Source organism: Halovenus aranensis (genome assembly GCF_900100385.1).
Taxonomy (GTDB): domain Archaea; phylum Halobacteriota; class Halobacteria; order Halobacteriales; family Haloarculaceae; genus Halovenus; species Halovenus aranensis.
Genome location: NZ_FNFC01000002.1, coordinates 288,482 through 312,728 on the forward strand (window position 1 = coordinate 288,482; position 24,247 = coordinate 312,728).

At 62.3% G+C, this 24,247-nt stretch carries 29 protein-coding genes; 15 read left to right on the forward strand and 14 right to left on the reverse strand.

The genetic code is table 11. The annotated features are described in order from the left end of the window. Nucleotides 1-24 precede the first annotated feature (24 nt). Entirely contained in the window at nucleotides 25-957 is a 933-nt protein-coding gene (locus BLR34_RS03315) for an alpha/beta fold hydrolase (RefSeq protein WP_092699394.1), read from the forward strand. A gap of 49 nt (nucleotides 958-1,006) precedes the next feature. Then, nucleotides 1,007-3,628, forward strand: a complete 2,622-nt coding sequence (locus BLR34_RS03320) for a PAS domain S-box protein (RefSeq protein WP_092699396.1) — start codon at nucleotides 1,007-1,009, stop codon at nucleotides 3,626-3,628. Between the two features lie 5 nt (nucleotides 3,629-3,633). Here the strand turns inward: BLR34_RS03320 and BLR34_RS03325 are convergent, their stop codons facing one another. The 3 genes from BLR34_RS03325 to BLR34_RS03335 all read right to left on the reverse strand — a co-directional run bounded on the left by BLR34_RS03325 (nucleotide 3,634) and on the right by BLR34_RS03335 (nucleotide 6,553). After that, nucleotides 3,634-4,212: a response regulator gene (locus BLR34_RS03325; RefSeq protein WP_092699398.1), complete on the reverse strand. Its 579-nt coding sequence runs from the start codon at nucleotides 4,210-4,212 to the stop codon at nucleotides 3,634-3,636. Next, nucleotides 4,209-5,267, reverse strand: a complete 1,059-nt coding sequence (locus tag BLR34_RS03330) for a two-component system sensor histidine kinase NtrB (protein ID WP_092699400.1) — start codon at nucleotides 5,265-5,267, stop codon at nucleotides 4,209-4,211. The genes BLR34_RS03325 and BLR34_RS03330 overlap by 4 nt, the downstream gene beginning before the upstream one ends. Nucleotides 5,268-5,344: 77 nt before the next feature. After that, nucleotides 5,345-6,553, reverse strand: a complete 1,209-nt coding sequence (locus BLR34_RS03335; RefSeq protein ID WP_394327679.1) for an inorganic phosphate transporter — start codon at nucleotides 6,551-6,553, stop codon at nucleotides 5,345-5,347. Nucleotides 6,554-6,663: 110 nt separating this feature from the next. Here BLR34_RS03335 and dacZ point away from each other — a divergent pair, with 110 nt between their 5' ends. Next, entirely contained in the window at nucleotides 6,664-7,476 is an 813-nt protein-coding gene (dacZ, locus tag BLR34_RS03340; RefSeq protein WP_092699404.1) for a diadenylate cyclase DacZ, read from the forward strand. Further along, entirely contained in the window at nucleotides 7,477-8,265 is a 789-nt protein-coding gene (locus tag BLR34_RS03345; protein WP_092699406.1) for a mechanosensitive ion channel domain-containing protein, read from the forward strand. Between the two features lie 45 nt (nucleotides 8,266-8,310). Here the strand turns inward: BLR34_RS03345 and BLR34_RS03350 are convergent, their stop codons facing one another. Next, the gene (locus BLR34_RS03350) at nucleotides 8,311-8,628 is read right to left on the reverse strand and encodes a Sec-independent protein translocase subunit TatA/TatB (protein WP_092699408.1); all 318 of its coding nucleotides are present in this window, start codon (nucleotides 8,626-8,628) and stop codon (nucleotides 8,311-8,313) included. 206 nt (nucleotides 8,629-8,834) lie between these two features. Here BLR34_RS03350 and BLR34_RS03355 point away from each other — a divergent pair, with 206 nt between their 5' ends. The 3 genes from BLR34_RS03355 to BLR34_RS03365 all read left to right on the forward strand — a co-directional run bounded on the left by BLR34_RS03355 (nucleotide 8,835) and on the right by BLR34_RS03365 (nucleotide 10,281). Further along, nucleotides 8,835-9,317 carry a redoxin domain-containing protein gene (locus tag BLR34_RS03355; protein WP_092699410.1) on the forward strand — a complete coding sequence of 161 codons (483 nt, stop codon included), beginning with the start codon at nucleotides 8,835-8,837 and terminating at the stop codon, nucleotides 9,315-9,317. A gap of 76 nt (nucleotides 9,318-9,393) precedes the next feature. After that, the gene (locus BLR34_RS03360; protein ID WP_092699412.1) at nucleotides 9,394-9,873 is read left to right on the forward strand and encodes an RNA-binding protein; all 480 of its coding nucleotides are present in this window, start codon (nucleotides 9,394-9,396) and stop codon (nucleotides 9,871-9,873) included. Between the two features lie 51 nt (nucleotides 9,874-9,924). After that, a complete protein-coding gene (locus BLR34_RS03365; RefSeq protein WP_092699414.1) occupies nucleotides 9,925-10,281 on the forward strand; it encodes a cell division protein SepF in 357 nt (118 codons plus the stop codon). 6 nt (nucleotides 10,282-10,287) lie between these two features. Here BLR34_RS03365 and BLR34_RS03370 read toward each other — a convergent pair whose 3' ends face one another. Together BLR34_RS03370 and BLR34_RS03375 are read right to left on the reverse strand one after the other, a co-directional pair. Next, nucleotides 10,288-10,680, reverse strand: coding sequence for a DUF5611 family protein (locus BLR34_RS03370; RefSeq protein WP_092699416.1), 393 nt, complete (start codon nucleotides 10,678-10,680; stop codon nucleotides 10,288-10,290). Nucleotides 10,681-10,725: 45 nt separating this feature from the next. Beyond that, nucleotides 10,726-11,427, reverse strand: a complete 702-nt coding sequence (locus BLR34_RS03375; RefSeq protein ID WP_092699418.1) for a DUF7093 family protein — start codon at nucleotides 11,425-11,427, stop codon at nucleotides 10,726-10,728. Between the two features lie 86 nt (nucleotides 11,428-11,513). On the opposite strand from BLR34_RS03375, the gene BLR34_RS03380 reads away from it, so the two are divergent. The 3 genes from BLR34_RS03380 to BLR34_RS03390 are packed head-to-tail and all read left to right on the forward strand — an operon-like array spanning nucleotide 11,514 to nucleotide 12,948. Next, on the forward strand, nucleotides 11,514-11,810 hold the full coding sequence (locus BLR34_RS03380; RefSeq protein ID WP_092699420.1) for a DUF6432 family protein: 297 nt from the start codon (nucleotides 11,514-11,516) through the stop codon (nucleotides 11,808-11,810). A 41-nt stretch (nucleotides 11,811-11,851) separates the two neighbouring features. Further along, entirely contained in the window at nucleotides 11,852-12,226 is a 375-nt protein-coding gene (locus BLR34_RS03385) for a nascent polypeptide-associated complex protein (RefSeq protein WP_092699422.1), read from the forward strand. Continuing rightward, nucleotides 12,223-12,948 carry a tRNA (adenine-N1)-methyltransferase gene (locus BLR34_RS03390; protein ID WP_092699424.1) on the forward strand — a complete coding sequence of 242 codons (726 nt, stop codon included), beginning with the start codon at nucleotides 12,223-12,225 and terminating at the stop codon, nucleotides 12,946-12,948. The genes BLR34_RS03385 and BLR34_RS03390 overlap by 4 nt, the downstream gene beginning before the upstream one ends. Before the next feature lie 2 nt (nucleotides 12,949-12,950). On the opposite strand, the gene BLR34_RS03395 is transcribed toward BLR34_RS03390, so the two are convergent. From BLR34_RS03395 to BLR34_RS03410, 4 genes are read right to left on the reverse strand one after another with little or no spacing between them, the layout of a single operon-like run. After that, nucleotides 12,951-14,333: a bifunctional metallophosphatase/5'-nucleotidase gene (locus BLR34_RS03395; RefSeq protein ID WP_092699426.1), complete on the reverse strand. Its 1,383-nt coding sequence runs from the start codon at nucleotides 14,331-14,333 to the stop codon at nucleotides 12,951-12,953. A gap of 40 nt (nucleotides 14,334-14,373) precedes the next feature. Continuing rightward, the gene (locus tag BLR34_RS03400) at nucleotides 14,374-14,991 is read right to left on the reverse strand and encodes a DUF6517 family protein (RefSeq protein ID WP_143414122.1); all 618 of its coding nucleotides are present in this window, start codon (nucleotides 14,989-14,991) and stop codon (nucleotides 14,374-14,376) included. 3 nt (nucleotides 14,992-14,994) lie between these two features. Then, nucleotides 14,995-15,315 (reverse strand): transcription factor S, encoded by a 321-nt coding sequence (locus BLR34_RS03405; protein WP_092699429.1) that lies wholly within the window; start codon nucleotides 15,313-15,315, stop codon nucleotides 14,995-14,997. A gap of 47 nt (nucleotides 15,316-15,362) precedes the next feature. Further along, entirely contained in the window at nucleotides 15,363-15,818 is a 456-nt protein-coding gene (locus BLR34_RS03410; RefSeq protein ID WP_092699431.1) for a DUF7992 family protein, read from the reverse strand. A 242-nt stretch (nucleotides 15,819-16,060) separates the two neighbouring features. On the opposite strand from BLR34_RS03410, the gene BLR34_RS17345 reads away from it, so the two are divergent. Continuing rightward, on the forward strand, nucleotides 16,061-17,236 hold the full coding sequence (locus BLR34_RS17345; protein ID WP_245683170.1) for a halocyanin domain-containing protein: 1,176 nt from the start codon (nucleotides 16,061-16,063) through the stop codon (nucleotides 17,234-17,236). Between the two features lie 8 nt (nucleotides 17,237-17,244). Here BLR34_RS17345 and ligA read toward each other — a convergent pair whose 3' ends face one another. Then, the gene (gene ligA, locus BLR34_RS03420) at nucleotides 17,245-18,903 is read right to left on the reverse strand and encodes an ATP-dependent DNA ligase LigA (RefSeq protein ID WP_092699434.1); all 1,659 of its coding nucleotides are present in this window, start codon (nucleotides 18,901-18,903) and stop codon (nucleotides 17,245-17,247) included. A 91-nt stretch (nucleotides 18,904-18,994) separates the two neighbouring features. On the opposite strand from ligA, the gene BLR34_RS03425 reads away from it, so the two are divergent. After that, nucleotides 18,995-19,402, forward strand: a complete 408-nt coding sequence (locus BLR34_RS03425; protein WP_092699436.1) for a universal stress protein — start codon at nucleotides 18,995-18,997, stop codon at nucleotides 19,400-19,402. 7 nt (nucleotides 19,403-19,409) lie between these two features. On the opposite strand, the gene BLR34_RS03430 is transcribed toward BLR34_RS03425, so the two are convergent. After that, nucleotides 19,410-20,459, reverse strand: a complete 1,050-nt coding sequence (locus tag BLR34_RS03430; protein WP_092699438.1) for a mechanosensitive ion channel family protein — start codon at nucleotides 20,457-20,459, stop codon at nucleotides 19,410-19,412. A 91-nt stretch (nucleotides 20,460-20,550) separates the two neighbouring features. Between BLR34_RS03430 and BLR34_RS03435 the strand changes: the two genes are divergently transcribed. Further along, nucleotides 20,551-20,754, forward strand: coding sequence for a DUF8149 family protein (locus tag BLR34_RS03435; protein WP_092699440.1), 204 nt, complete (start codon nucleotides 20,551-20,553; stop codon nucleotides 20,752-20,754). Nucleotides 20,755-20,760: 6 nt separating this feature from the next. Here BLR34_RS03435 and rtcA read toward each other — a convergent pair whose 3' ends face one another. Next, nucleotides 20,761-21,768 carry an RNA 3'-terminal phosphate cyclase gene (rtcA, locus tag BLR34_RS03440; RefSeq protein WP_092699443.1) on the reverse strand — a complete coding sequence of 336 codons (1,008 nt, stop codon included), beginning with the start codon at nucleotides 21,766-21,768 and terminating at the stop codon, nucleotides 20,761-20,763. A 61-nt stretch (nucleotides 21,769-21,829) separates the two neighbouring features. On the opposite strand from rtcA, the gene purE reads away from it, so the two are divergent. Next, nucleotides 21,830-22,471 (forward strand): 5-(carboxyamino)imidazole ribonucleotide mutase, encoded by a 642-nt coding sequence (gene purE, locus BLR34_RS03445; protein WP_092699445.1) that lies wholly within the window; start codon nucleotides 21,830-21,832, stop codon nucleotides 22,469-22,471. Between the two features lie 122 nt (nucleotides 22,472-22,593). Here the strand turns inward: purE and BLR34_RS03450 are convergent, their stop codons facing one another. Further along, nucleotides 22,594-23,370 (reverse strand): helix-turn-helix transcriptional regulator, encoded by a 777-nt coding sequence (locus tag BLR34_RS03450; RefSeq protein ID WP_092699447.1) that lies wholly within the window; start codon nucleotides 23,368-23,370, stop codon nucleotides 22,594-22,596. A 147-nt stretch (nucleotides 23,371-23,517) separates the two neighbouring features. Between BLR34_RS03450 and BLR34_RS03455 the strand changes: the two genes are divergently transcribed. Beyond that, nucleotides 23,518-24,174 (forward strand): HAD family hydrolase, encoded by a 657-nt coding sequence (locus tag BLR34_RS03455; protein WP_092699449.1) that lies wholly within the window; start codon nucleotides 23,518-23,520, stop codon nucleotides 24,172-24,174. The last annotated feature ends 73 nt before the right edge of the window (nucleotides 24,175-24,247 follow it).

A 24,247-nucleotide genomic window follows, 5' to 3' on the forward strand; every position in this document is an offset into this window, starting at 1 on the left:
CGCGCGGCCGTTCTTGATACAGGTATGAAGCTCCGTAACGCACTCGCTGCGGCCGCTGGCACGGTCGGCGGGACGGCACTGGCCAACAGGCTACTCGCCTCCCGTGCAGACGAGTTCGACACGCTGCTCGGCGGCGACCAGGGAACCTACCGCTGGCGCGGGTTCGATGTCGCCTACGCCGAACTCGGTGACCCCGAAGACGATGACATCATCCTCTTTCATGGCATCAGCGCGGCGTCCTCGAAACACGAGTTCGCCGGCGTCGCCGAGGCACTTGCCGACCAGTATCACGTCATCGCCCCGGACCTGCCCGGATTCGGCCACTCCGACCGCCCACCGCTGCTGTACTCCGCATCACTGTACACCACGTTTGTCGCCGACGCAATCGAGGAGTTCGGCGAGGACCCGCTCGTCGTCGCCTCGGGACTGACCGGCAGCTACACCGCCAGCGCGGCCGAGTCAGCCGACATCGACGAACTGGTGTTGGTCTGTCCCACCGACAGTTCGATGGGTTCACGCCAGGTATGGCTGCGTGCCCTGGTGCGCTCGCCGGTTTTCGGACAGGGTCTGTTCAATCTCATGGTCAGCAAGCGCGGGCTGTCGTATTTCCAGTCGGACCACGGCTACTACGACATGGAGAAATACACCGACGAGGTTCGCGAGCACGAGTGGCAGGCCGCTCACCAGCCCGGAGCGAGGTTCGCGCCGGCGTCGTTCGTCAGTGGCTTTCTCGACCCGGATATCGACCTCGCCGACACCCTGTCGGCAGTCGACGTGCCGGTAACACTCGTCTGGGGGCGCAACAGCGACCTTCTCCCTCTCTCTCGCGGCCGGAGCCTCGCCGAAGCGGCTGATGCCGGACTGGCCGTTTTCGACCGCGCGAAACTCTTGCCACACACCGAACATCCCGAGCAGTTCGTCGAGACTGTCACCGACGAGCAGCGGGCCGTCCAGTAGCTCCGGGTGACCACAACTATCTTGAATTTGGCGTCCAGTGTGGTACGTGATGAGTGACGTGGACGACGCCGTCGAGTCGCTTCCATCCGGGCTGGCGGCGCTGTCCGACCCCGTGTTTCTGTTCGACCGAACTGGCACTTTGCTCGACGCGAACGCGGCCGCACAGTCGCTTTGCGGTCCCAAAGAGGCCGTGGGCCGTTCCGCCCCAGACCTGTTCGACAGCGGAAGCGAAGCCCTGTGTAATGCAATAGACCAGACGCCAGAACGGACTGTCAGCGTGACACTCCGCGGAGGTGAGGGCACGGCGTGTCACCTCGAACTGTCGCTTTCCTCGCTGCCCGAACAGGGCGGGTGTGTCGTCGGCGTCGGCCGAGAGCGGTCCAGCCGGGCACCCGAACTCGAAAAGCGCGAGCGGGCGCTCCGCCGGGCTTACGAGATTATCACAACCGCCGAAGCACCCTCCGACTCGACTATCGACGCCCTCCTGCAGGTCGTCCGGGAGACGCTCGGGACCGAGTTCGCAACGCTGTCGCGCATCACGGACGGAGAGTACCATATCGAAGGGCTCGTCGGGCCTGACGGCGCGTCGACGGTCCAGCTCCCGAACGGCGAGACTATCGGCGAAGGCGATACGCTCCCCGTCGAAACGACGAACTGCGAGCAGGTCGTCGCCTCGGAGCAGACCCTCTCGTTTGGACACGTCGAGCGTGACGCACCTGAGTTAGCTGACCGGCCGGTCAACGCGGACATCGGCATCACCGCTTACGTCGGCGCGCCAGTAGTCGTCGACGACGACACGTACGGGACGTTCTGTTTCTACGATAGAGAGGGACGGACAGACGGGTTCTCGGAGTGGGAAGTAACCTTCGTCGAGTTGCTCAGTAGTTGGGTGAGCAACCAACTCGAACGCGAAGAGCTGATGGAGCAACGGCGCGACCGACAGCTCCAGTCGTTGCTCGAATACTCCTCGGACAGGCTGAGTGTCCTCGACGAAGACTGGAACTACACGTTCGTCAGCTCGGCTGCCGAAGTGCTGACCGGACACGCGACTGACGAGTTGCTCGGCTCCTCCGGGCTCGAATACGTCCACCCCGACGACCGCGGGGCCGTCGAGGCGACGCTCGAAGAACTCCTCGACAATCCGGATGAGACCTACACCTTCGAGTACCGCATCAGAACGGCCGACGACGAGTTTCGATGGGTCGAAGCACGAGGGACAAACAAGCTTCAGGACCCGGCTATCGAGGGTGTCGTCGTCAACGCCAGAGACATTACCGACCGCAAGCAACGCGAGCAGCAACTCAAAGAGGAACAGGCGTTCACAGAGAGCATCTTCGAAGCACTGCCGGACGTGCTGTATGCCTTCGACGAGGACGGTACGTTCCTCCGCTGGAACGGCCAGCTTTCGACGGTCACCGGCTACGACGACGAGGAGATAGCGTCGATGCACCCGACAGATTTCATCGCCGAGGACGACCAGGATGCCGTTGTCGAGGCGATTTCGACGGTGTTCGTCAACGAGGAGCCAATTACTGTCGAAGCCGATTTCGTCACCAGCGACGGCGAGCGCATCCCCTACGAGTTCACCGGTGCGCAGATGAGCGACGAGAGCGGTGAGGCGCTCGGGCTGGTCGGTATCGGGCGGGATATCTCGGAGCGAAAGGAGCGCCAGCGGCGGTTCGAGGCGGTGTTCAACAACACCTACCAGTTCACCGGACTGATGGACCCGGATGGGACGTTACTCGAAGCCAACAGGACCGCCCTCGAGTTCGGCGGTCTCGACCGAACAGATGTCATCGGCACCAAGCTGTGGGATGTCTACTGGTTCCAGAGTACCGAGCAGGCCCGGGAGGTAGCCAAGGAGGCGGTCGAGACGGCCCAGTCCGGCAATTTCTACCGCAAGGAAGTCACCGTTCAGGGCGAAGCCGGAACCGAAGTCATCGACTTCTCTGTCCGCCCCGTCTTCGACGACGACGGCGAAGTATCACTGCTCATCCCGGAAGGGCGACAGATAACGGCACTCAAACGGCGCGAGCGTCACCTGGGCGTCCTCCATCGGTTCTTGCGGCACAACCTCCGAAACAAGATGACCGTTATCAACGGGACTGCGAGCCTGCTCGGTGACGAACTCGCCGACACTGACCTCGACGAGCACGTGACACAGATAGAGGGTGCGGCAGACGAACTCCTCGAGTTGAGCGAGACGGCAAACGAACTCTCTCGGACTGTTATCGACGCCGAGACCGACCCCGGCCCAGTCGACCTCGGCGACGTACTCCACCGGGTCGTCTCGTCGTACCCGGACGCGACAATCGACGTCCCGGACACCGAGCAGACTGTCGTCGCCGACTGGCGACTCGACAACGTCTTCGAGCAACTCGTCGAGAACGCACTCGAACACACCGGGCCGGAAACGACCGTCGAGATTACAGTCGACTCGCGGCCGGAGTTTGTCGCTGTCAGTGTCATCGACGACGGTCCCGGTGTCCCGGAGACAGAACTGACCGGTATCGTCAACGAGGAGCAACAGACCCAACTGACACACGGCTCCGGGTTCGGACTCTGGCTGGTTCGGTCAGTCCTCGACGAGTACGGTGGAAATCTCGCGTACGAGCCAGCTCCCGGTGGCGGGAGTGTGTTTACCGTCGAACTGCCGGCTGTCTCGGCGTAGTAAGGTTATCTCGGCGTGGGCTCGGACGGCTCGAAGAACCGCTTCAGTTCGTCTGAGTCTAGGTCCGACACCAACTCCCCTGTCGCCGACTGCAACGCGTCGCGCCGCTCTAGCAGCGCCGCATACTCCTCGCTTTTGTCGAGTTGCTGACGTGGCTTTTGCTCTTCCAGCGTTGCTATCTTCCGGCTGACTCTGTAGAACTCCGTCAGGCGCCTGTCGAACTGTTCGAGGCCGACCAGTTTCTCGACGACTTCTCGAAGCGCCACCTCGTCGACCGGCTTCGAAACGTAGTCATCGAAGGGCATGTCGGCGATGTCGAAGTCGGGGTCGACGGCAGTGACCAGCGCGACCTTGCAGTGGTACTCCTCGGCCCTGATTCGGTCGAGTACCGCCTCTCCCGAGAGTCCCGGCATGTGGCGGTCGAGCAAGACAACGTCGACGCTGTTGTCGATTCGGTCGAGGCCGTCCTGGCCGCTCGTCTCGGTCAGCACTTCGTAGTCGTCGAGCCACAGGTCGAAAGCCTGAACCACGCGCTTCTCGTCGTCAATCGCGAGTATCACCGGTCGGTCGTCGTCTGCTGTCATTGTGTTTCGACCTCGAACCGTGCTCCGCCCGCAGCGCCCGTCGTCGCCTCTATCGTCCAACTGTGAGCGTGAACGATGTCGTCGACGATGCTCAGGCCCAGGCCGGTGTTCGTCGTATCCGTGCTGTAACCGTGCTCGAACAGCCGTTCGGGGTCAGCATCCTCGAACCCGGGGCCGTCGTCTTCGAGGTAGAACCCCGTCTCCCCGAGTCCTCCGACACGAATCGTCACTGCCGGGCCGGCATGTTCGATTGCGTTCCGTATCAGGTTCTCAAACAGCGTCTTCAGCCGCTCCGGGTCGGTCGATACCGTCGGAAGCCGGTCCTCGGTCTGCAACGACGCTTCGTCAGTTCCCGCAATCGACCACGCCTCCTGCACCGCCGATTCGAGTTCGACCGGCTCTGTCTCGCCGACAGTCTGTCCCTGCTTTGCAAGCGAGAGCACGTCCTCGATGAGTTCGTCCATTCGGTCGAAGATGGTGTCGAGTTCCTCCAGCGCCGCCTCGTCGCCGGCCTTTGCGACCGCGAGCGTCGCACGCGCCGTCTGGAGCGGGTTCCGCAGGTCGTGTGAGACGATGCTTGCGAACTCTTCGAGGCGCTCGTTTTGGCGCTGAAGGCTCTGTTCGTACTCGACGCGCTCTGTAATGTCGCGCATGATACCCGAAAATATCCGTTCACCTTCGTAGCTGTGTTCTTCGAACGTAATCGAGAGCGGCACCTCGTGGCCGTCGCTGTGTTGTGCCGGCAGTTCGATGTTGTTCCAGTCGAGGCTTCGCTCGCCGGTTTCGAGGTAGGCCTCGACCGCGCTGAAGTGCTCGTTCTGGAACCGGTCGGGCATTAATACGGTGAGTTTCTCGCCGACTAACTCCTCGGGCTCGTAACCAAAGACCCGCTTTACCGACCGGTTCGCGTACAGAATCGTGCTGTTCTCGTCGATAGAGATAATCGCGTCAGACCCGTTTTCGACTAGTGACCGAAAGAACTCGGTGTTCTGGATTGGTGCGTCGAGGTCGCCAGTCGAAAGACCACGCTCACCCGACGAGTTGGACGAAGCCATTACCACATAATTGGCATCGAGATACTAATAGACGTGGGAACCTCTGTCACTTCCCGGCCACACGGAGCTACGACCGCCTACAGCCCGAATATCGGGACGAAACTGAACGTGAGAAACGAGCCTGTCGTCGCGAGGAGTGGGACGACGTTTTGCATGATAACGACCCTGGCGGTCGTCGACGGGTCGAACAACTCGCTCGCGGCGGGGATGTCCTCTGTCTCCTCCTCGCCGATAGAGGGGAGGTCTTCGCCCCCCTCGTCACCGGCGAGGGCACCGACAGAGGCCGCCGGCACGTCCTCACTTGGGATGTCGCTGACTCTCGTCGTCCGCGTAGCACGGCCCCAGCCGAGGCCGATGATGCTCATCGTCGCGATGATGACAAAACTTGCAGGAATACCGATTGCAGAAAGCAGCGTGACAATCGTCGCACTGACCGACGCCACGACGATAGATGCCGTCAGCGGGAGCGACGTGAGGTCGTTCCCCAGCGTGTCGAGTGTCCGGCGACCGATAGTGAACGCACCGATGCCGACAGCTACCGAGCCGATGATGATGCCCCGGTTCATCTCCAGGTCGTTACTCCCCACGAGCGGCGCGATAGCGTTCGCGATGTTCGACGTTCCCGAGGAAAATGCCATCAGACAACCGATGAGAATCACTATCACGGTCCCGATGAACTCCCGTCGTGTCGTGTTCGGCCCTGGGACGACCCACGGAATTGCGCCTGACCTGTCGAGTTCGACCAGCGGTCCGTCACTCTGGACGAGTGCGACACGCCGGTTGAGTCGGGCATAGAAGTACCGCCCGATGACGCCCGACACCCAGAACGCGATGATAGGGGCGACGACCCACCAGGTCACAATCTGCCCCATCACCGTCCAGTTCAACTCACCGGCCGCAAGCGCGAGTCCGGAAATTGCGCCGACTGCGGTCATCGATGTCGAGGCCGGGACGCCCGCCGTATTCCCGATAAAGAGCGCACCGCCAATAAAGAACAATACCGTCACGTTCGTCTGCAGGGTGAATATTGTCGTCGTGTACACCAGTTCCTCGCCGAGCGTGTCGACGACACGACGCCCGATACTGAACGCACCGACGAAAAAAAACGCGGCGAACAGACCGGCCGCAGATGCCTTCGAGAGCGCGTCCGAACCGACGGCTGGACCGAACGCTGGGCCGGTGGTCGACCCCCCAATGTTGTATCCAACAAACATGACGACCAGAATGCCAAGCCCGAGTAGAATGTCGCTCACAACGCTAGCAACTGGTGGCGCGCAATTAAACATACCGAGGTGACTCTATCGCCCTCGACGGTGTGTGACGGGCGACAGACCCCTGACTGACGGGCGACTGACAGGGCACAACACCTTTGAGGATGCCAGCGAGAGTATCACCAATGACCGGACTGGGTGACTTTTTCGACGACCTCGTCGAGGATATCGCTGCCGTCCTGTTGTTTACACAGGACAATTCGACTTACGGGCATTTCGCGGAGGCCGATGTCTCGACGGTTGTTGTGGCAAGTGACAACGCTGTCGACGCCGACGAATTCGTCTCACTCCCGCTCGAGTTTACCGACGTGGAGGGGCGCATCCGGTTCGGGCTGGAGGGGGCACTCGACCAGGAGTTTGTCGAAGAGGGCGACGACGTACTCTGTCTCACGCAGTCGTTCGACGAGAACGACTTGGATACAATCGTCCGCATCCGCGCAGACGAGTTTACCAGAACTGGACTCTACGACCTGTTCACGAATTCGCGACCGGACGCGGACGTGGTGCAGGACGTGCTGGAGGTGGCAATCGAGCTGGGCAAAAAAGGACAGAAAGGGAAACCGGTCGGCGCACTCTTTGTCGTCGGCGATGCCGGCAAAGTGATGAACAAGTCGCGGCCGCTCTCGTACAATCCCTTCGAGAAGTCCCACGTCCACGTCGGCGACCCCATCGTCAACGTGATGCTCAAAGAGTTCTCGCGTCTCGACGGCGCGTTTGTCATATCTGACGGCGGAAAAATCGTCTCCGCGTACCGCTATCTCGAACCCGACGCTGAGGGCATCGACATCCCGAAGGGACTCGGAACGAGGCACATGGCAGCAGCCGGCACCACGCGTGACACGAACGCTATCGCGGTCGTTCTCTCCGAAAGTGACGGGATGGTCCGGGCGTTCAAGGCCGGCGAAATCGTCCTCGAACTCGACCCGGAGGAGTACTAGATGACGACGAACATCGCCGACTTCATCCGACAGGTGTTCTCGGCGGAGACTGCTTTTACCCTGGCTGTCGGTATCCTGATTATCGGGCTTGTCATCTCCTATCTCGTCTGGCGATGGACACACCGATTGTTCGAGCAGACCGGTATCAACGACGCGGTCGAAGGGACATCCTTCGAGCGAACCGCACAGGGGATGGGAACGTCGACAGCGGGTATTATCGGCCAGATTCTGGCAGTCTTTGTCTACGTGTTGACGGCTATCTTCGCGTTCAACGTGGCCCAGATTTTCGACACGGCGCTGTTCTGGACGCGAGTGACGAACTATCTACCCCGGCTGTTTATCGCGCTGGTTGCGATTATCGTCGGCCTGCTGGCCGGCGAGAAAGGCCAACTGCTCGTCCAGGAACGCCTGCAGTCTATCAAACTGCCCGAAGTCGCTATCATCCCGACGCTGGTAAAATACAGCATCTACTACATCGCAGGCCTCATCGCGCTCGCACAGCTCGGTGTGGCCACCGCGGCGTTGCTGGTCTTGCTCGGGGCCTACGCCTTCGGCCTCGTCTTCCTGGGTGGACTCGCGTTCAAAGACCTGCTGGCGGCCGCGGCCGCTGGCATCTATCTCCTCTTGAACGAACCGTACAGCATCGGTGACGAGGTTCGTATCGAGGGTACTCGGGGCATCGTCCAGGAGATGGACATGTTCGTCACACACGTCGAAACCGACGGCAAGGAGTATATTTTCCCCAATCAGCAGATTCTCCGAGAAGGCGTGGTCCGAATTCGGGAATAACGCCGGCAGGACACCGCTGTCTGCGGAAAACGAGAAACGCGGTAATCAGTTCGACTGCCCGTCTGCGTCCGTGTCGGTCGCCGTCTCCGTCCCGGTGGTCGGCTCTTCGTCGAGGTCCATGTACTCGTCGTCTTCCTCGTCGACATCCAGGTCGGCGTCGGGGTCGACTGCCTCTTCCATCTCCTGGAGTTCCTGCTCGACCTGCTGGCGACCCTTCTGGAATTCACCCATCGCCTGACCGGTCGAGCGGGCGAGTTTCGGGATTTTGTTTGCCCCGAACAGGAGCACTGCAATCAGTAGGATGACGACCATTTCCATGCCGCCGGGCACTGGGCCAAACAGCGGTACAAGTGTGCTTGCCATTTCTACCTTCACGTTGCCAACTGCCGATTATAGTCTTTTTGCTCTGTTGAGCGTGGTGACGACTGTCGTCTTATCGTCGAAATTCGCCATTTTCCGGCATCTAGGGGCGCTAAAAAGTCTGTTTTGCCTCTTTATTCCGGTGTTTCTGCCGCAATCGGGCGAGCCGGAGACACAACGGATTTGAGCAGCGGGGTGTAACCGAGCGTATGGTTTCGGAAGGCGACGATGCACCCGAGTTCACCGCACCGCTTGCAAACGGCGACACCGAGACGGTGACGCTCTCTGACCGACTCGACGACGCGCCAATCGTGCTCGCCTTCTTCCCGGGTGCGTTCACGAGCGTCTGCAGCCACGAGATGAGTACCTTCGAGGACCGCCTCGACGCGCTGACCGAACACGGCGCGACGCTGTTCGGCGTCAGCATCGACACGCCGTTCTCGCTCAACGAGTTCCGCGACGAACTGGGGCTCTCGTTCGGGCTGATTAGTGACACGAACCGCGACCTCGTCACTGCCTACGATGTCGCGACCGACTTCGCGGACATCGGCGTCGAAGATATTGCCGAGCGTGCTGTCTTCGTCGTGGATAGCGACGGCACGATAACGTACTCCTGGGTCGGCGAGAACGCGGGCGTCGAGCCCGACTACGACGAAGTCGAAGCCGCTGTCGAGCAGACTGCGACAAACTGAGTGACACCGCAGATTCTGGAACCCGCTCGCGTTGCCGGAGCGAGGTGTTTATTTTTCGGGCCGTCGACCCACCGGTATGGAGATTAAATCCCGACACCACCTTCGCTCGGACGCTATCAGCGAGATAGAGGAGGCCCTGGCCGAGAACCTCGGCGTCGACCTCTCGGCTGATACCGTCGAAAAAGTCGAGTTAACTAGCGACGAGTGGGACGTTGTCCTCGTCGACGGCGAACCACACGTCCTCTATCTGGACGGCCAGCCGTTCCTGACCGTCGACGGCGCGAACGCCCACGAGCCGACCAGCCACATCGTCACCGTCGACACCGGCGCAATCCAGTTCGTCTCCGACGGGGCCGACGTGATGCGCCCCGGCATCGTCGAGGCCGACACAGCTATCGCCGAGGGCGATTTCGTTGTCATCAACGAGGAGGCTCACGGCAAGTTCCTCGCAGTCGGCGAGGCACTGGTCGACGGCGACGAGATGAGCGGCCAGGAGGGCAGAGTTGTCGACTCTATCCATCACGTCGGCGACGACCTCTACGAATTCTCCCCGTGACTGGTCGCGTCTGACGTAAAGCCTAAGCACTCGCGGGTACGGCCACATTGTATGGGGCTCATGAGCAAGATATTCGGGGAAGGCACCTCCAGGCAGACCGAAGACTACGTCGAGCTTTCGGCGGACGGTCTGGCAGTCGAGGATGCCAACCCTGACACCGAGATTCGTATCGCGAACATCGGCGAGAAGACCGATGTCATCGACATCAAAGACGAGGTCTACGACGGGAACATCGTTCTCGCGGATATCACCCGTCACAGCACGAAAGACCGGACGATGGAACACATCACCGACGAACTCAAGCAGGTCGTCAACGAGGTTGGCGGCGATATCGTGCAGAAAGACGACGACCAGCTCATCATAACCCCCTCGGGCGTTCGCATCAGCCGCGAGCGAATCGGGCACTAACGCGAATCAGGCGACGTTGTCCGGCGTCTCGTCGTCTTCCACGTCGCGTTTCATCGAGTCGCGACGCGCTTTGGCATCCCGCCCGGTAGCGGCCTCCAGGAAGTCGTTTTTGACCGCAACAGCGTCCTCGGCGGCGTCGAAGTGCCCTTCTTCGATGACCTCCTCGGCTGGGCGCTCCTCGATATCGAGCGCGAGCTTGTCTTTCTTGCCGGAATACGCCACAGTACCGGCCGTGACGCGCTTGAAGACCGGGTTCTTCGGGTCTTCGACCACCAGCAGGTCGCTGTCCTTGTAATCGTCGGTAGTGGTCACTGGGCCGAAGTACTCCTCGACAAATTCCGCCATATCCTCGACTCGCTCTTCCAGATACTCTCCCCGTCGCATCTTGTATTCGCGCATGAACGAAGCATTACTGGGCGATGTTTTTACCTCTATCGGAGCGGGTCAGTCGGTGCGATGGTCGAGTGTCGCCATGTGACATTCGGGGCAGAAATCGCCCTCACGCAGCGACGAGGACTCGACGGGCGTCGCAAACTCACACTCCGGACAGACGAACGTTCCCTCGGGGACGGTGAGCGTATCACTCTCGATTCCTCTGACCGCGGTTTCCCCTGGCTGGGGGTCGATATCTGTCGACATCTCCCACTCCTGCTCGTCGTCCTCGTCGTCGGCCTCGGGCCAGGATACGTCTCCCGTCTCCTCCTCGTCGCCGGTCGACTCCTCGGGCCACTCGCCGGGTTCGCGCTCGTCTTCTGTCTCTTCTTCGTCTTCGTCTTCGTCGAGAATGACGGCGTCGTCTTCGGCCGCGTCGACGACATCGCTCGCAGTCGACGGCTCCGCGTCCGGCACCGCCGTCTCGGTCTCTGTGGCTGTCCCCGCCGGTGCTGGCTCCGGGGACGGCGACTGGTCTGTGTCCTGTTCGGCGGCATCGACCCCGGACTCGTCGAGGTCGTCGGCGATAATATCGGCCGCGGTTTCCAGAGTCGTCACTTCCTTGTTCTCGGACACAGTACGGGACTCGCCACACCGAGCGCACGTCTCTACCTCCCGGACGGTGATAATGACCTCGTTCCCGTCCTCTTGTCGGTCGCGTTCGACCTCGGCGTCACCGAACTTGTGGCCGAGTATCGCGCACTTGTAACCCATTGCCAAGAGTTCCCCGCGTGTCCCACATAAGCGTACTGTTTGTCCGAGTCGAACCTATAAGGGCTGTCCTTCCGTATTACCATGTGATGATGCTCAAGCCGGAGTACCGCGACCGAGACGAAACCGATGTCGTGGTGCTGGGCACGCTCGCAGAGCGCCCCGAAGATGGGATGACTATCTTCGAGCTCCGGGCCGCCGTCGAGGAGGACATCGACTCCATCGAAACGTCGCTGTCCCGGCTCAAGCGCGACGACCTGATACGCGTCGACCAAGACCGGGGGCAGACCGTCGTCGTCCCCCAAGAGCACGTGCTGACAAACGGTACCGGCGACGACACCGACCCCGACACCGTCGACAGAATCCGCGACTGGTTCCCCTTCTGAGATACGTAGCGCTTTTGTCTCCCTGGCGAGAAATCCGGTGTATGTTTGGAGGCGGAGGCGGTCTCGACCCGAGCAAGATGCAACAGATGATGAAACAGATGGGTATCGATATCGACGAGCTCGACGCCGAAGAGGTCATTATTCGGACCTCTGAGGAAGAGCTCGTCTTTACCGACGCCGATGTTCAGCGCATGGACGCCCAGGGTCAACAAACCTACAACATCGTCGGCGACCCCGAGCGACGCGCGGCAGGGGAAACGAGTGACTCGGCCGAGGAGGCCCAAGAGAACGAAGGTATCCCACAAGACGACATCGAACTCGTCGCCCAGCGCACCGGCACGAGCGAGGACGCGGCTCGCGAGGCGCTCGAAGCAACCGACGGCGACCTGGCGGCCGCTGTCTCGCGGCTCGAATGAGCGACCCATTGCTGTTCGTCTACGAGGACCGAGAGTATCTACTCGCCCCCGGTGAGACGCTGGAATCCGACCTGGGTGTACTGGAAGTCCCGGAAGATGTCTCGCCCGGTGACACCGTCGAGACACATCTCGGGGAGTCGTTCACGGCGCGCAAACTCCGCGGACCGGACCTGTTCAACCACTTCGAGCGGACGGGCGCGCCGATGATGCCCCGGGACCTGGGCCTCATCATCGGCCACACCGGTATCTCCGAGGGCGACCGCGTGCTCGACGCTGGCACTGGCACGGGTGTTCTCGCGAGCGCGATGGCGCGGGCAGGCGCGACGGTCACGACCTACGAAGTCAACGCGGAGTTCGCCGAAGTCGCCCGTGAGAACATGGAACTGGCCGGTGTCGCCGACCGCGTCGACGTTCGCGCCGGCGACGTGACCGAACACCTCGACGGGCCGGAGTTCGACGTAGTGACACTCGATACTGCCGACGCCGACACCGTCGTCGAACGCGCCCCCGACCTGCTGGTCCCTGGTGGGTTCGTCGCGGTCTACTCGCCGTTTGTCGAAGACACGCGTGCAGTCGTCGAGACCGCACGCGAGGTTGGGCTCTCCGATATCCGCACGTTCGAGACCATCCAGCGCCGGATGGACTTCGACGACCGCGGCTCGCGCCCCTCGACTGCGGGCGTTGGCCACACTGGCTATCTCACGTTCGCGCGAAAGCAATAATCTCAGTTGGTCTGTTCTGGCGGCTCGTCGAGTCGCGGTCGCTCGACGCGTCGCGTTGTCTCGCCGTCGAACCCGACTTCGCGGGCGAACTCGACGATTGCGTCACGACCCAGGCCGTACCGCTCGATAACGTCGTCTTCGCCGAAGGCGTCGTTGACGTGGTTTGTCTCGATGACGTAGTCGTCGGCAGCGAGCGTGTAGGTCTCGTCTGGGTCGAGCGGCTCGCCGTCGACCGTCGCCTCGACGAGTTCCCCGACCTCGTCGTCCCAGCGGAGTCGCGCGCCGCTGACGTGGCTGCAGTGGCGGTCCGGAAAGCCGTCGTCGTGGTAGCCAAACGGCACCGCGACGAAAGCCTCACGGAGTCGCTCACCGGACAGTTCGACGAGCGCGAGTTCGTCTTCGTACGGCGAGAGGCTGATGATGTCAGAGACAGTCACGTCGCCGACCAGCGGGTCTCCAGAGCGGATACCCCCCGGCGGGCTGAGCGCGACGTCCGCGCCCGTCTTCCACCTGAGCGCGTCGGTGACCAGACTCCCGATAGTGCTACCGGCCGTCGTCGCTGCCTCCTCGGTTCGGGGAATCGGGGTCTCGACGGTCGTGACTACTTCATCGAGGCCGTATTCGCTGTGTTTCTCCCGGAGCAACGCGACCACGTCGTCGTCGACGTGTCCGTCGTCGACCTGATGGACCGCTGTCCGGGCGTCATCGCCGAGGACGACCTCGGAGACGTAGCGGCCGGCACGGCCGGGGCGGACGACAGCGGTCCCCTCGACGACTGCCTCGTGGACATCGTGGACGTGGCCACCGACGACCGCGTCGACATCGGTTTCGGCGGCGATGCGTTCGTCTGTTCGGCCACAGTGTGAGATGACGACCACGTAGTCGGCCCCGGCCTCGCGGAGCCGGTTGGCTTCTTGCCGGACTGCTTGCACGGGGTCCTCGAAGGTCACGTCTTCGGCGGCCGGGTTCATAACGTCCGTTTTCGGGTGTGCGACGCCGACGATACCCACCTGTTCGGCGCCGGCCTCGACGAGCGTACTGGGCTCTGTCTCGGCGTCGGCAAACCGCTCACCGTCGACCGTGGCGTTGGCACAGAGCCACTCCTGTGGGGCCGCGTCGGCGAGCTCGCGAGCGGTGTCGCTGCCGAAATCGAAGTCGTGGTTGCCGAACGTGTCGGCGTCTGGTTCCACCAGCTCGAAAAACGAGACCGCGATGCGACCGGTCGTTTCGAGCGAGAGCGCACCGGGGGCCGTGTTGTCGCCGCTACCGACGAGAACGGTTTCCTCGTCGCGGAGGGCAGCGATGGTCCCGGCGAGCGCACCACACTGTTCGGGTTCGTCGAGAGCAGTTTCCAGGTCAGAATAATGGAGAAGACGAACTGTCATACCTGTCACCAGTCGACAGCGGGGAATCAACGTACCGATTCTACTCGACAGTGCGAAGCAGTGAAAAGAACTCCTCTCTGTATGCCGATGGCGACCGTGTGAGACGGCTGTCGTCGGTGTCGAGACCGAAACAGTCGGCGAGCGTGGCCTGAGGGTGGCCGCCGGTGACGACGACAGCGTCGTCGCTGGTCGTCCAGGGGGCGACCCAGCAGGCAAGCGGGAGGTCTCTGTCGCCTGATAGCGGGATTCTGGCTGCGAACTTCGTCACCCGTGCCCGGCGTCGGTCGCCGACACGAAGGCGCTGTGAACCGTCCCGTTCGATGTCGACCAGGCCACGCTCGCGTAGTCGTTTCTTGAATGTCCGCCGTGCTTCGTTCCGGAGCATCGAGCCCACCGCGGCCGGCGTCACGCCCGGTGGGAGCGGCGGGTCGAAGTCGAGCCGCGAGCCGGCAAAAAAACGAAGCATGCCGTCGAACGGTTCGCCGCGCGCCTCGGCCAGGGCGTCGGCGGTCACAGCGTCGGCGTACTGGGCGGTCGCGGTCTGTACCTGGACCGTCGGCAGCGAGAAAATAGTCTCTGTAGACACGTCAGTGCGCTCCCAGCCACCCTCCGCAAGGCGCGAGGTCGGCATCGTTGGCGGGGCTGGGTCGGATGTCACGGCTCAGTGGTCGTCTTCACGCCACTTGTGTTCACACTCGGTGCAGACGAAAAACCGGGTCTCGCTCTCGTCGGCGGCACGAATCTGTTGCATGTACCAGTAGGCCTTGTCGTTGTCACATTTCGGACACTCCTGGGTTGTCGTCGGACGGCCCTGGTCTTCGGCGTCGCTGATGTCGACGATTTCGCTCTCCTGCTGACCGGTCGTCGTCACCATACCCTCCTCTGTCTCCTCGTTTCGGGATTTCTCGTAGCCACAGCTACCACAGACCCACGTACCGTCTTCTGTCTTCATCATCGAGCCACAGTCGTCACAGAATTCCATATCCGCGAGTATGCCCGCCCGCGAAGTTAAATTGCTGGATTCTCCGTTCAGAAGTCTGGCAGGTCGTCGGGGGCCTCGTAGTCTCCCTCCCAGTCGATGTACTCGTCTTTGAGTACGTCACAGACGAGTTGACCCAGTTCTGTTATCTCGGCGTTGATGCCCGAGACTGTCTCCCAGGAGTCGATATCGGCGTGGTACTCTCGCTCTTTCCAGTCTTCTGGAATCCCCGGCGCGTGATAACCGACCCGCTCGGCGAAAGAGTCCCAGAAGAAATCGAACCGCCCCAGCATCTCTAAATCCTGCATAATCTCGAAGGCACTCTCGTCGAGGTCGGCCTGCTCGGCCCACTGTGAGAAGGCCTCCTCCCAGGCCCCTTCCCGCAGGAACGCCTCTAACTCGTCGCGCTTGTAGTCGGTGTCGCCGACGACCTCGGCGTCGTCGTACTCGTTCGGGTCCATCTGCTCGAGTTCCGGTGGGTCGGGCGTCTCGACATCGAGGCTCATACCCGACTCTTGACTGCCACGAGCATAAATCTGTCATACTGATACTTGCGGGTATCTTCGGTCCGGAGTCGTGGATATCGCTGTGTCCCACCGTATCACTGGCGGTTGTGTCTGTCAAATCGGTAGCGATTCACGATAATCACGACCAGCGACCTTCGATTCGTCTTGTGTGAACGTCTGACAGTAAAATCCCTCTTTACGCCACCGGCGGTATTAGAGGTGGGTCGGGCCAACACGAGGACATGAAACGACGAACGCTGCTTCGCTGGACCGGCACGGCCGGTACGCTGGCGGTCGCAGGCTGCATTGGTGGCGATTCGGACGATAGTGCTGACTCGACCGAAGGACAGGGCGACGGCTCTACGCCGGAGGCGTCCCCGTCACCGAACCCGACCGAGGAGCCGACTGAAAGTGACACGCCGACCGAGAGCCAGGAAACTGAGACGAGCACGGAGGGGGCAGATTCCGACCCGGTCGCAGTCGTCGAGACGTTCGTCGCGGCCTGGCAGAACGGAAATATCGAGACGTTCAACACGCTCATTGCCGAGTCGGGCAAGCTGGACCCGGTCACGGAAGACCAGGCCGACCAGTTGACAGAGAACGCCCCGGAAATCAAGGAAATCAATGGCTCTGGACGGGACGAGGATGGCGTGTCTGTTGATATGTCGCTGCTGTTCCCCGAGGCGGACGAAGCTGTGGCGCGCAGATTCGAACTGACGACAGTCGATGGCGAGTGGCGGATATCTGATGTCCTCCCGGTCGGACGCGAACACGCACCCGAAGTCGAGTTCGATATCAGGTGGGAAAACGACACGCTCAGCATTACTCACGCAAGCGGCGATAGCGTTCCGGCAGACGAGTTGTTCATCCGCGGCGACGGCATCACGGACACTGGTGTGTGGCACGAACTCTCGACGGACATCGAGGCCGACCAGTCTATTGCGGCCGGCGACACGGTCTCTGTCGGCGTCGGAGACGAATACTCCATCTCTCTCGTCTGGGACGACGGCGAATATTCGGTAACACTTCACTCCGCAGCCGGCGCAAGCAACACAGAATCGACCGCAGAGCCGTCGCTCGAGGAGTACCTCTCAGAGACCGACAACTACGACGGGACAGTCGAGGATTTCACCGGAGAGGACCAGGTCACCGTCGAGGTCGGCGAACTCGGAGCCGACGACCAGATGTACGTGTTCGAACCCGCCGCCATCCGCGTCGACCAGGGGACCGAGGTCGTCTGGGAGTTGGTCGACAGGTCCGCACACAACGTCGTCCACGAGGGAGGCGCGTTCGAGAGCGAGTTACACGACGAGAACGGGGCTACATTCAGCCACACCTTCGAGGCGAGCGGCACCTACCTGTATCGCTGTCAACCTCATGCCGCACTCGAACATAAAGGCGCTGTCGTCGTCGAGTAACAAGCCGTCTACTGCGTGTCGGCGAGCGATTCGAGCCGGTCCAGTGGGTCCGCATCCCCCGGGTCCTTGTCCTCACGGACACCGAGAAACCGGGGGAACCGGAGCGCGTACCCAGACGAGTAAGTCGTCGACTCCTGTATTTCCTCGTAGCCAACCTCGAAGACGACTCCTGGCTCGATGGTTACCTCGGCTCCGTCCTCGGCGCGGATTTTCTCTTCTAGCAGCGCCGTTAGACGGTCGAGTTCCTCGTCGGTGATGCCAGTGGCCACCTTGCCGACAGTCGCGTACCCGTCGCCGTCGCGCACCGACAACTCGAAACTCCCGAGCAGCGAGGCCCGCCGTCCTTCGCCCCACTCTGCGCCGGTGACAACGCAGTCGAGTGTCTCTACGTCTGGCTTTCGCTTCAGCCAGTTCTGACCGCGCTTGCCCGGTGTGTAGGCCGACTCGGGGTTCTTCAGCATGATGCCCTCGTGGCCAGCTTCAAGCGCCTCGGCCTCGAGCTCGGCGACCTCGTCGGGGTCATCGCTCACGACGGGGTCGGCTGTGTCGACGTGGTCGCCGGCATCGACGAGTTCGGTCAGCCGGCCGTGGCGGTCGACCAGCGACTGGCTGAGGAGGTCCGTTCCGTCGGCGTGGAGGCAGTCGAAGGCGTGAAACCGTACCTCGACGTTCTCGCGCGCCCTGGCAATGTCGTGTTTTCGGCGGAACCGCCGGAGGACCTCCTGAAACGGGAGTGGTCCCCCGTCGTCGACAGCCACCACTTCCCCGTCGAGGATAGCGGGCACGTCCAGACTGGCTTCGACGCCGGCGACGACCTCCGGCAGTGGGGCGGTCACGTCCTCCATGTTTCGGGAGTATAGCCGGACCGAGTCGCCGTCGTAGTGGGCCTGAACGCGTGCTCCGTCGTATTTGCGCTCGACGACTACCTCGCCCCATGACTCGATTGCGTCCCCGACCGCCCCGGTCTGTGCGAGCATCGCCTGTACGGGGCGGCCGACTGCCAGACTAACCTCTGTGAGCGCGTCCACGCCGTCGTCGCGGGCAGTCTCTGCCACCAGACCGTAGTCGTTCGAGACCTGCAGGGCCGACTCGATGGCCTCGACGGGCACGTCGAACGCGCTGGCGGTCGCATCGCGGATTGTCCCCTCACCGACGCCGATGCGCATCTCTTCGAGGACGAGTCTCGCGAGGTAGCGGGCTTCGAGAGGGTCGGTCCGGTTGAACAGGTCGAACAGGATATCGCCTTTGGTCTGTTCGCTGCCTTCACCCTCGGTTTTGGCGAGCGTTTCGAGCCGGTCGGCGACTGTCGCGACACTGAGTGCCTCCCGGTCGCCTGCGCCGAAGGCGCCCAGTCCCTGCTGACCGCCGAGGTCGAGCTGCTCGGCCACGCGGCCCACGTCGCCCTCGGATGCGACCCGCGCTTCGACATCGTCGCCGTCGACGTTGTGGCCAGCAGCCCGCGCAAGCGCCTCGTAACAGCGCCGCGGGCCGATATCGAGCGTCGTCGACTGATGGGCGGGAAACACGCGCCCCAACAGGAGCCGCACGACTGTTCCGAGGTCGCCGCTGGCGACATCTAGCAGGTCGGCGACGCGCTCACAGCGTTCGATATCACCGTCCAGTGATTCGATAGCAGCGACGTGGTCGGCGAACTCGGCGAACTCCATAGTCGCCGTTGTGGCGGGGTCGGAAAAACCTCGGCGGTTACGCACCAGCGAGTGGAAACGCTCAGGTGGCCGGGTAGCGAACCGATAACTCATGAAACAGGTCGTCGTTCCAGTCAGGTACCCGCTGAGCGACCACTCCAGGGCTACACTTGCCCGCGGCATCGAGATTGCCGAGCGCGAGGGGGCCGCCCTGTCGGTCCTCCATGTCAACCTCTATCAGAACAACCGACAGGTCACACGGAGAGAGCTGAAAGATGCCGTCGAGTCAGCGTTCGGACGCCTCGACAACGCCCGCTATACGATTCGCAGCGGGCTGTTAGTCGAGGAGTCGATTCTCGAAGAAATTGCGGCAGAGGAGGCCGACGTGGTGGTCATCGGCAAGAAACAGGCCAGTCGATGGCGCGAGATGATTCGCCGGCTCGCCGACGACCCCGATATCGAACAGTTCCTCCGCCGCCGTCTCGACTGCCAGGTTATCACCGTCAGCGCAGACGCGTAGCCCGCAGTCACTCAGGTCCGGTGTCCCCTCCTCGACTCTCGCCGTCTGCACTCTGTGCCCCGGTGTCGTACCGAGTGGAGGCGGCTGGACTCTCCTCGGCTCCCGGCGTGCCTTCGGTCGACAGTTGCAGTTCGCCGCTGGTCTCGTCGAAGACCAGATGCGAGTGGGGGTAGGCGATTTCGACTGCCTCGCCCTCGAAGGCGTCCCAGATGGTCGCGGCCACCTCAGACCGTATCGACGGAATACGGTACGGCTCCTGTACCCAGTACCGGAGGCGCAACAGGATTCCGTTGTCGGCGAAATCGGCGACCAGACACTGCGGTGAGGCCGGATACCGCGCCGACCCGATGCGGATGCCCGGGCCGCCGGAGATGACGCCGTCGACTGCCCTGGCACTCTGTTGGACCCGGTCTCTGGCCACTGCGAGGTCGCTCTCGTAGGTCAGCAGAATATCGAGCGTGAGTCGGACGCGGGTGTCCTCGGCGGAGTAGTTGACCACGTCTCGGGACCGCATCTCGCCGTTTGGGACCACCAGAAACGTATTATCGAGCGTGAATACCTTCGTATATCGGAGGGTGATGTCCTCGACGTAGCCTCGGGTGTCACGGTCGGTAATCTCTATCATATCGCCGATTTCGTAGGGTTGGTCGGCAAGCAGGAAGAGCCCGCTTATGATACTCCCGACGATTGGCGCGAGGACGACACCGACCACGGCCGAAAAGACCGTCACGGAGAGCGCGATGTTCCCGAGGTCGAGCCCGAAGATACGGAGAATCGTGAGCAGCGCGAACACGTAGACACCGATGCGGATGCCCGCCAGCGCGACGCGCGTGAGGCTCGGCCGCTCGAAGTGTTGTGCAATCCGGCGGCTGAACAGGTGTACCAGCAACCGGGCGGCGAGCGATGCCAGGGCCAGGACGACGACCGCTGACACCACCTCGAGTACCCAGATGGGAACCCTGTCCGGGACGATTCCCGGCCGTCTGACACCGGTCGTGTTACCGACTGCGGTGTCGGTGGCCTGCGAGAGAAACGCGTCCCGGAGTATCGAGCGCATGTCGGCTCCTCTCGCGGTTTACAAAAAAGCGTTGTGACCCTCCGGTCGACAAACGAGTCGTTCAAGAGGGGCCGCCCGGAACGGTACTCGTATGGCCGAATCAGACAGCGAACCAACAGTACCAATCCGCTGTGAGGACTGCGGGACCGAGACGCGTCTCCCGCTCTCGGAGGTGGGGGAGACTCTCGAACGGCACAACGACCAGCGACACGGCGGCGAGGAAATCGCGCGGGTCGACCCGGCTATCGCCGACCAGCTTGCCGACCTCGTCGCCGAGGACCTCGACCTCCTGTAGGCGCGTTTATCCAGTCAACAGTACCCCCCGGTTTGTCTCTTCGACCGCCAGGTCGAATCCGAAACTATCGAGCAGATCCAGGCTCGTCTCGACGTGGGCTGTCCGCTCGGGAATTACCACGGTTCCGCCAGCCAGCGCGAGAAAGACCAGCAACTGGTCGGCGAGGTGTGTATCGACTGCGCCACGTCCCGCTACGAAGTCGACCGCGGCCTCGGCCGCCTGCCTCCCGACTGTGCTCGCTGCTTTTCTGGGCTCACCGAGCGCGTCGAAACCAGCCCGCGTTCGCTCGAAGACGAGTTCGACGGTGAGGGCAGAACCCGTCGAGGCGGCGGCCGTCGTCGTCACCTGTCGGTCGAGAACTGTCACACCAGCACCGTCGAGGACCTGGTGTGACGTTTCGGCTTGCCGTCTGGCCACCCCGTCCTCGCCGAGGTCGTGTGACGCCCACGAGTGGATGCGGGCACCCTGCACGCTCCCACGCTCTCCGAGCGAGAGCGCCGAGAGCGCCGCGGGCCAGAGGTGAAGGGTCGCCTCGCCGCCGCCGGCCGGGTAGAACCCGCTTTGGTGGCGCTCTACCGCGACAGCGAGCCCGAACTCACGGCACAGCGGGAGCTTGACGTGCCGGTATGTCGCGAGCGGCGGTGCCCATTTTACTGCTGTCCCGCCGGAGACGGTGACCGACAGCGGGCGCTCGATTGCGACCGCCAACGGTAACACCGCGTCGAAGACGAGTGTGAGAGCGCCGGCGGTCCCGATGTCGAATTCGAGGTCGCCTGACTCGGGGGTTCCGGGCTGGAACACGACTTCCTCCGAGCCGAGCGTCGCACCGTCGACCGTCGCGTCACAGGCCGCCGTCAGCGCCTGCACTGCGGTCAGATGTTGTGGCTTGAGCCCGGGGTCGGGGCGTGCACCGCGGACGTTCGTGACGGTCACCGACTGCTCAGTGACCGCCGACAGCGACAGTGCAGTGCGGAGGAGTTGACCGCCGCCCGCGCTGCCGTCGATTTCGAGCATACCCGTCGTTCGCGGTGGGCGAACATCAACGCTTAGGTGTACACCCGGCACAAGAGAGCATATGGAAGCAGACACGCTCACAGACGTACAGGACCGGCTTCGGGAGGAGGCCGCGACCGAGCGCCCGGCAGCAGAGACCCCCGAAATCGGCATCATCATGGGGTCGGACTCGGACCTCGACGTGATGATGGGCTCGGAGACGGGTCGCCCCGGTGCCTACGACGCGCTGACCGACCTCGGCTTCGCCGAACAGACCGCCGACGAGTCGCCCGACGCGCGGTTCACGTTCGAGACCTACGTCGTCTCGGCCCACCGGACCCCTAAGCTGATGTACACCTATGCCGAGACGGCGGCCGACCGCGGGCTCGATGTCATCATCGCTGGCGCGGGCGGGAAAAGCGCAGACCTGCCGAACATGACGGCCTCGATTGCATACCCGCTGCCGGTTATCGGCGTCCCCGTTCAGGAGAAGTCATTGCCGTCTGTCATCGGGATGCCACAGGGTGCCCCCATCGTCGCCGTCGATGCCGGCAAGTCGTTCAACGCGGCGCTGTCGGCAGTCCAGATACTCGCGAGAGAACACGAGCAGTTGCGCGACCAACTCCAAGCGTATCACGACGGGCTACAGGAGTCGGTCGCGACGACTTCACAGGACGTGCATTCGATGGGGACTGAGGCATTCAAGAGCCGCCGCGACGAGTGACCGTCTCCCGGCGCTTTTTTTGTGGCTGAGATAGGTACGGCATCGACACTCACGGACGCTGTGGCCGTTTTCTCACTCTCGGCCAGACCGAGCAGGTCTCTCGAACGGAGCCGAGCCCGCACTCATTCAAGTGGCACTGCTTCGTCCTTTGTGTCCTCGTATCGCTGCTTTGCCCAGTCGAAAACAGGAGACGCGGACGGGGCACGGAGAATCGAGTGCGTCCGCCTGTGCTCGTCGACAGCACCGAGAAGCAACGTCTCGCCGGCGAATAGCACGACGAAGTCGGGAACGGCAGTCGACTCATAGAGCGAGATTGTCGGCGACTGTGTCATCCGCTGGAGAATCCCCTCGTAGCGCTCCGCGAGTGCCTCGTAGGCGTCCGGCGGCGCGATAGCGTCGAGCGAGATATCTCCGACATCGTACTTTCGAACTGACTCGATATACAGCGGATTGACCGTCGGCATGAACCCACGTACGTGTTCGGCAGCAGCTACCGCTGTCTTGACCGCCGAGACTGGCTGATAGGGGTCGTCTGCTGTCGCTAAAATGACCTCACAGTCGGCCAGTGTCTCCGTGTCGACCGGCAAATCGACAGGAAACTGCTCCAAAAACGGTGCGAGCGTCGTTGCCGTCGAAATCGTCGACAGGGCGTCTGCGAGCGCGCTTCGGGCGAGCCGTCCGGCTGTCGTCATCTCGTAGGTGTTCGCTGTCGGGTGGTGTGTCACGTACCCGTGTTCCTCCAGCGCTGAGAGGTTTCGCTGGAGCGTTGACCGCGGGAGTTCCAACGTATCGCCGAGTACATCGGGTGTCTTTTCTCGTTCCGAAAGCGCATCCAGTATCCGTTGTCTGTTGGGAGACGCCGAGAGAAATTCGAGTTCGGTGAGTGCGCGCTGTTTCATGGCCGGGCTAACTCTCGTCGGTACCTTCGCTGTTGTGGTCCGGACGAACCCAATCGGCTGTGTGATGACACCCCCTGAAATTATCGCAGGGGGCGCTACTGTTCCACCGGATGCAGTTATGTGTGTCTCGTGGATACCTCCGCAGCGATGACATACGACGCAGTTGTCTTCGATTTCGACGGGACACTGGTCGAAAGGCCACAGAAACGACGACTCCGAGAGACAGTGTGTCAGGCCTGTCGCCGAGTCGGCATCGAAGCCGGTGTCGATGAGGTGGCGAGCGCGTTCCGGGCCGGTAATATCCGAACCATCGTCGAGCGGTGCCGGGCGGCTGGTATCTCTATCGACTCTCTCAGAAGGCGCGTCACTGCTGCCGTCGTTCGTACACAGGTTACGGCGGCCAAAACAGGCGCTCGGTCGGTGTACGACGGCATACAGACCATCACGTCGATACGCATGCCGACCGGAGTCGTCAGCGATAATCATCCGGCCGTGTTAGACGCTCTTCTCAAGTGGTTTGGTATTGCTGAACAGTTCGATGTCGTTCGCGGCTGTCGGTTCACCCCCGACGGACTCGACAGGCGGAAACCCTCGTCTGTGAACCTCACCGACGCCATGACAGAACTCGACGCGGCGAGTGCGCTGTACGTCGGCGATATGCCGGTCGATGTCGCGGCCGCGAAAAACGCTGGTATCGACTCCGCATTGCTCGTCCGTGATGGCTCACAGCGTGAACACACTGCGCCAACTCACGTACTCTCGTCGCTTGCGGAACTTCCCGATGTACTCGCTACCTCACCGTGAAGATAGACGAAACAGCGCCAGCACAACTTGTGACGGCGTGTGCCCCGAACAATCAACCCTTATATAGACAGGA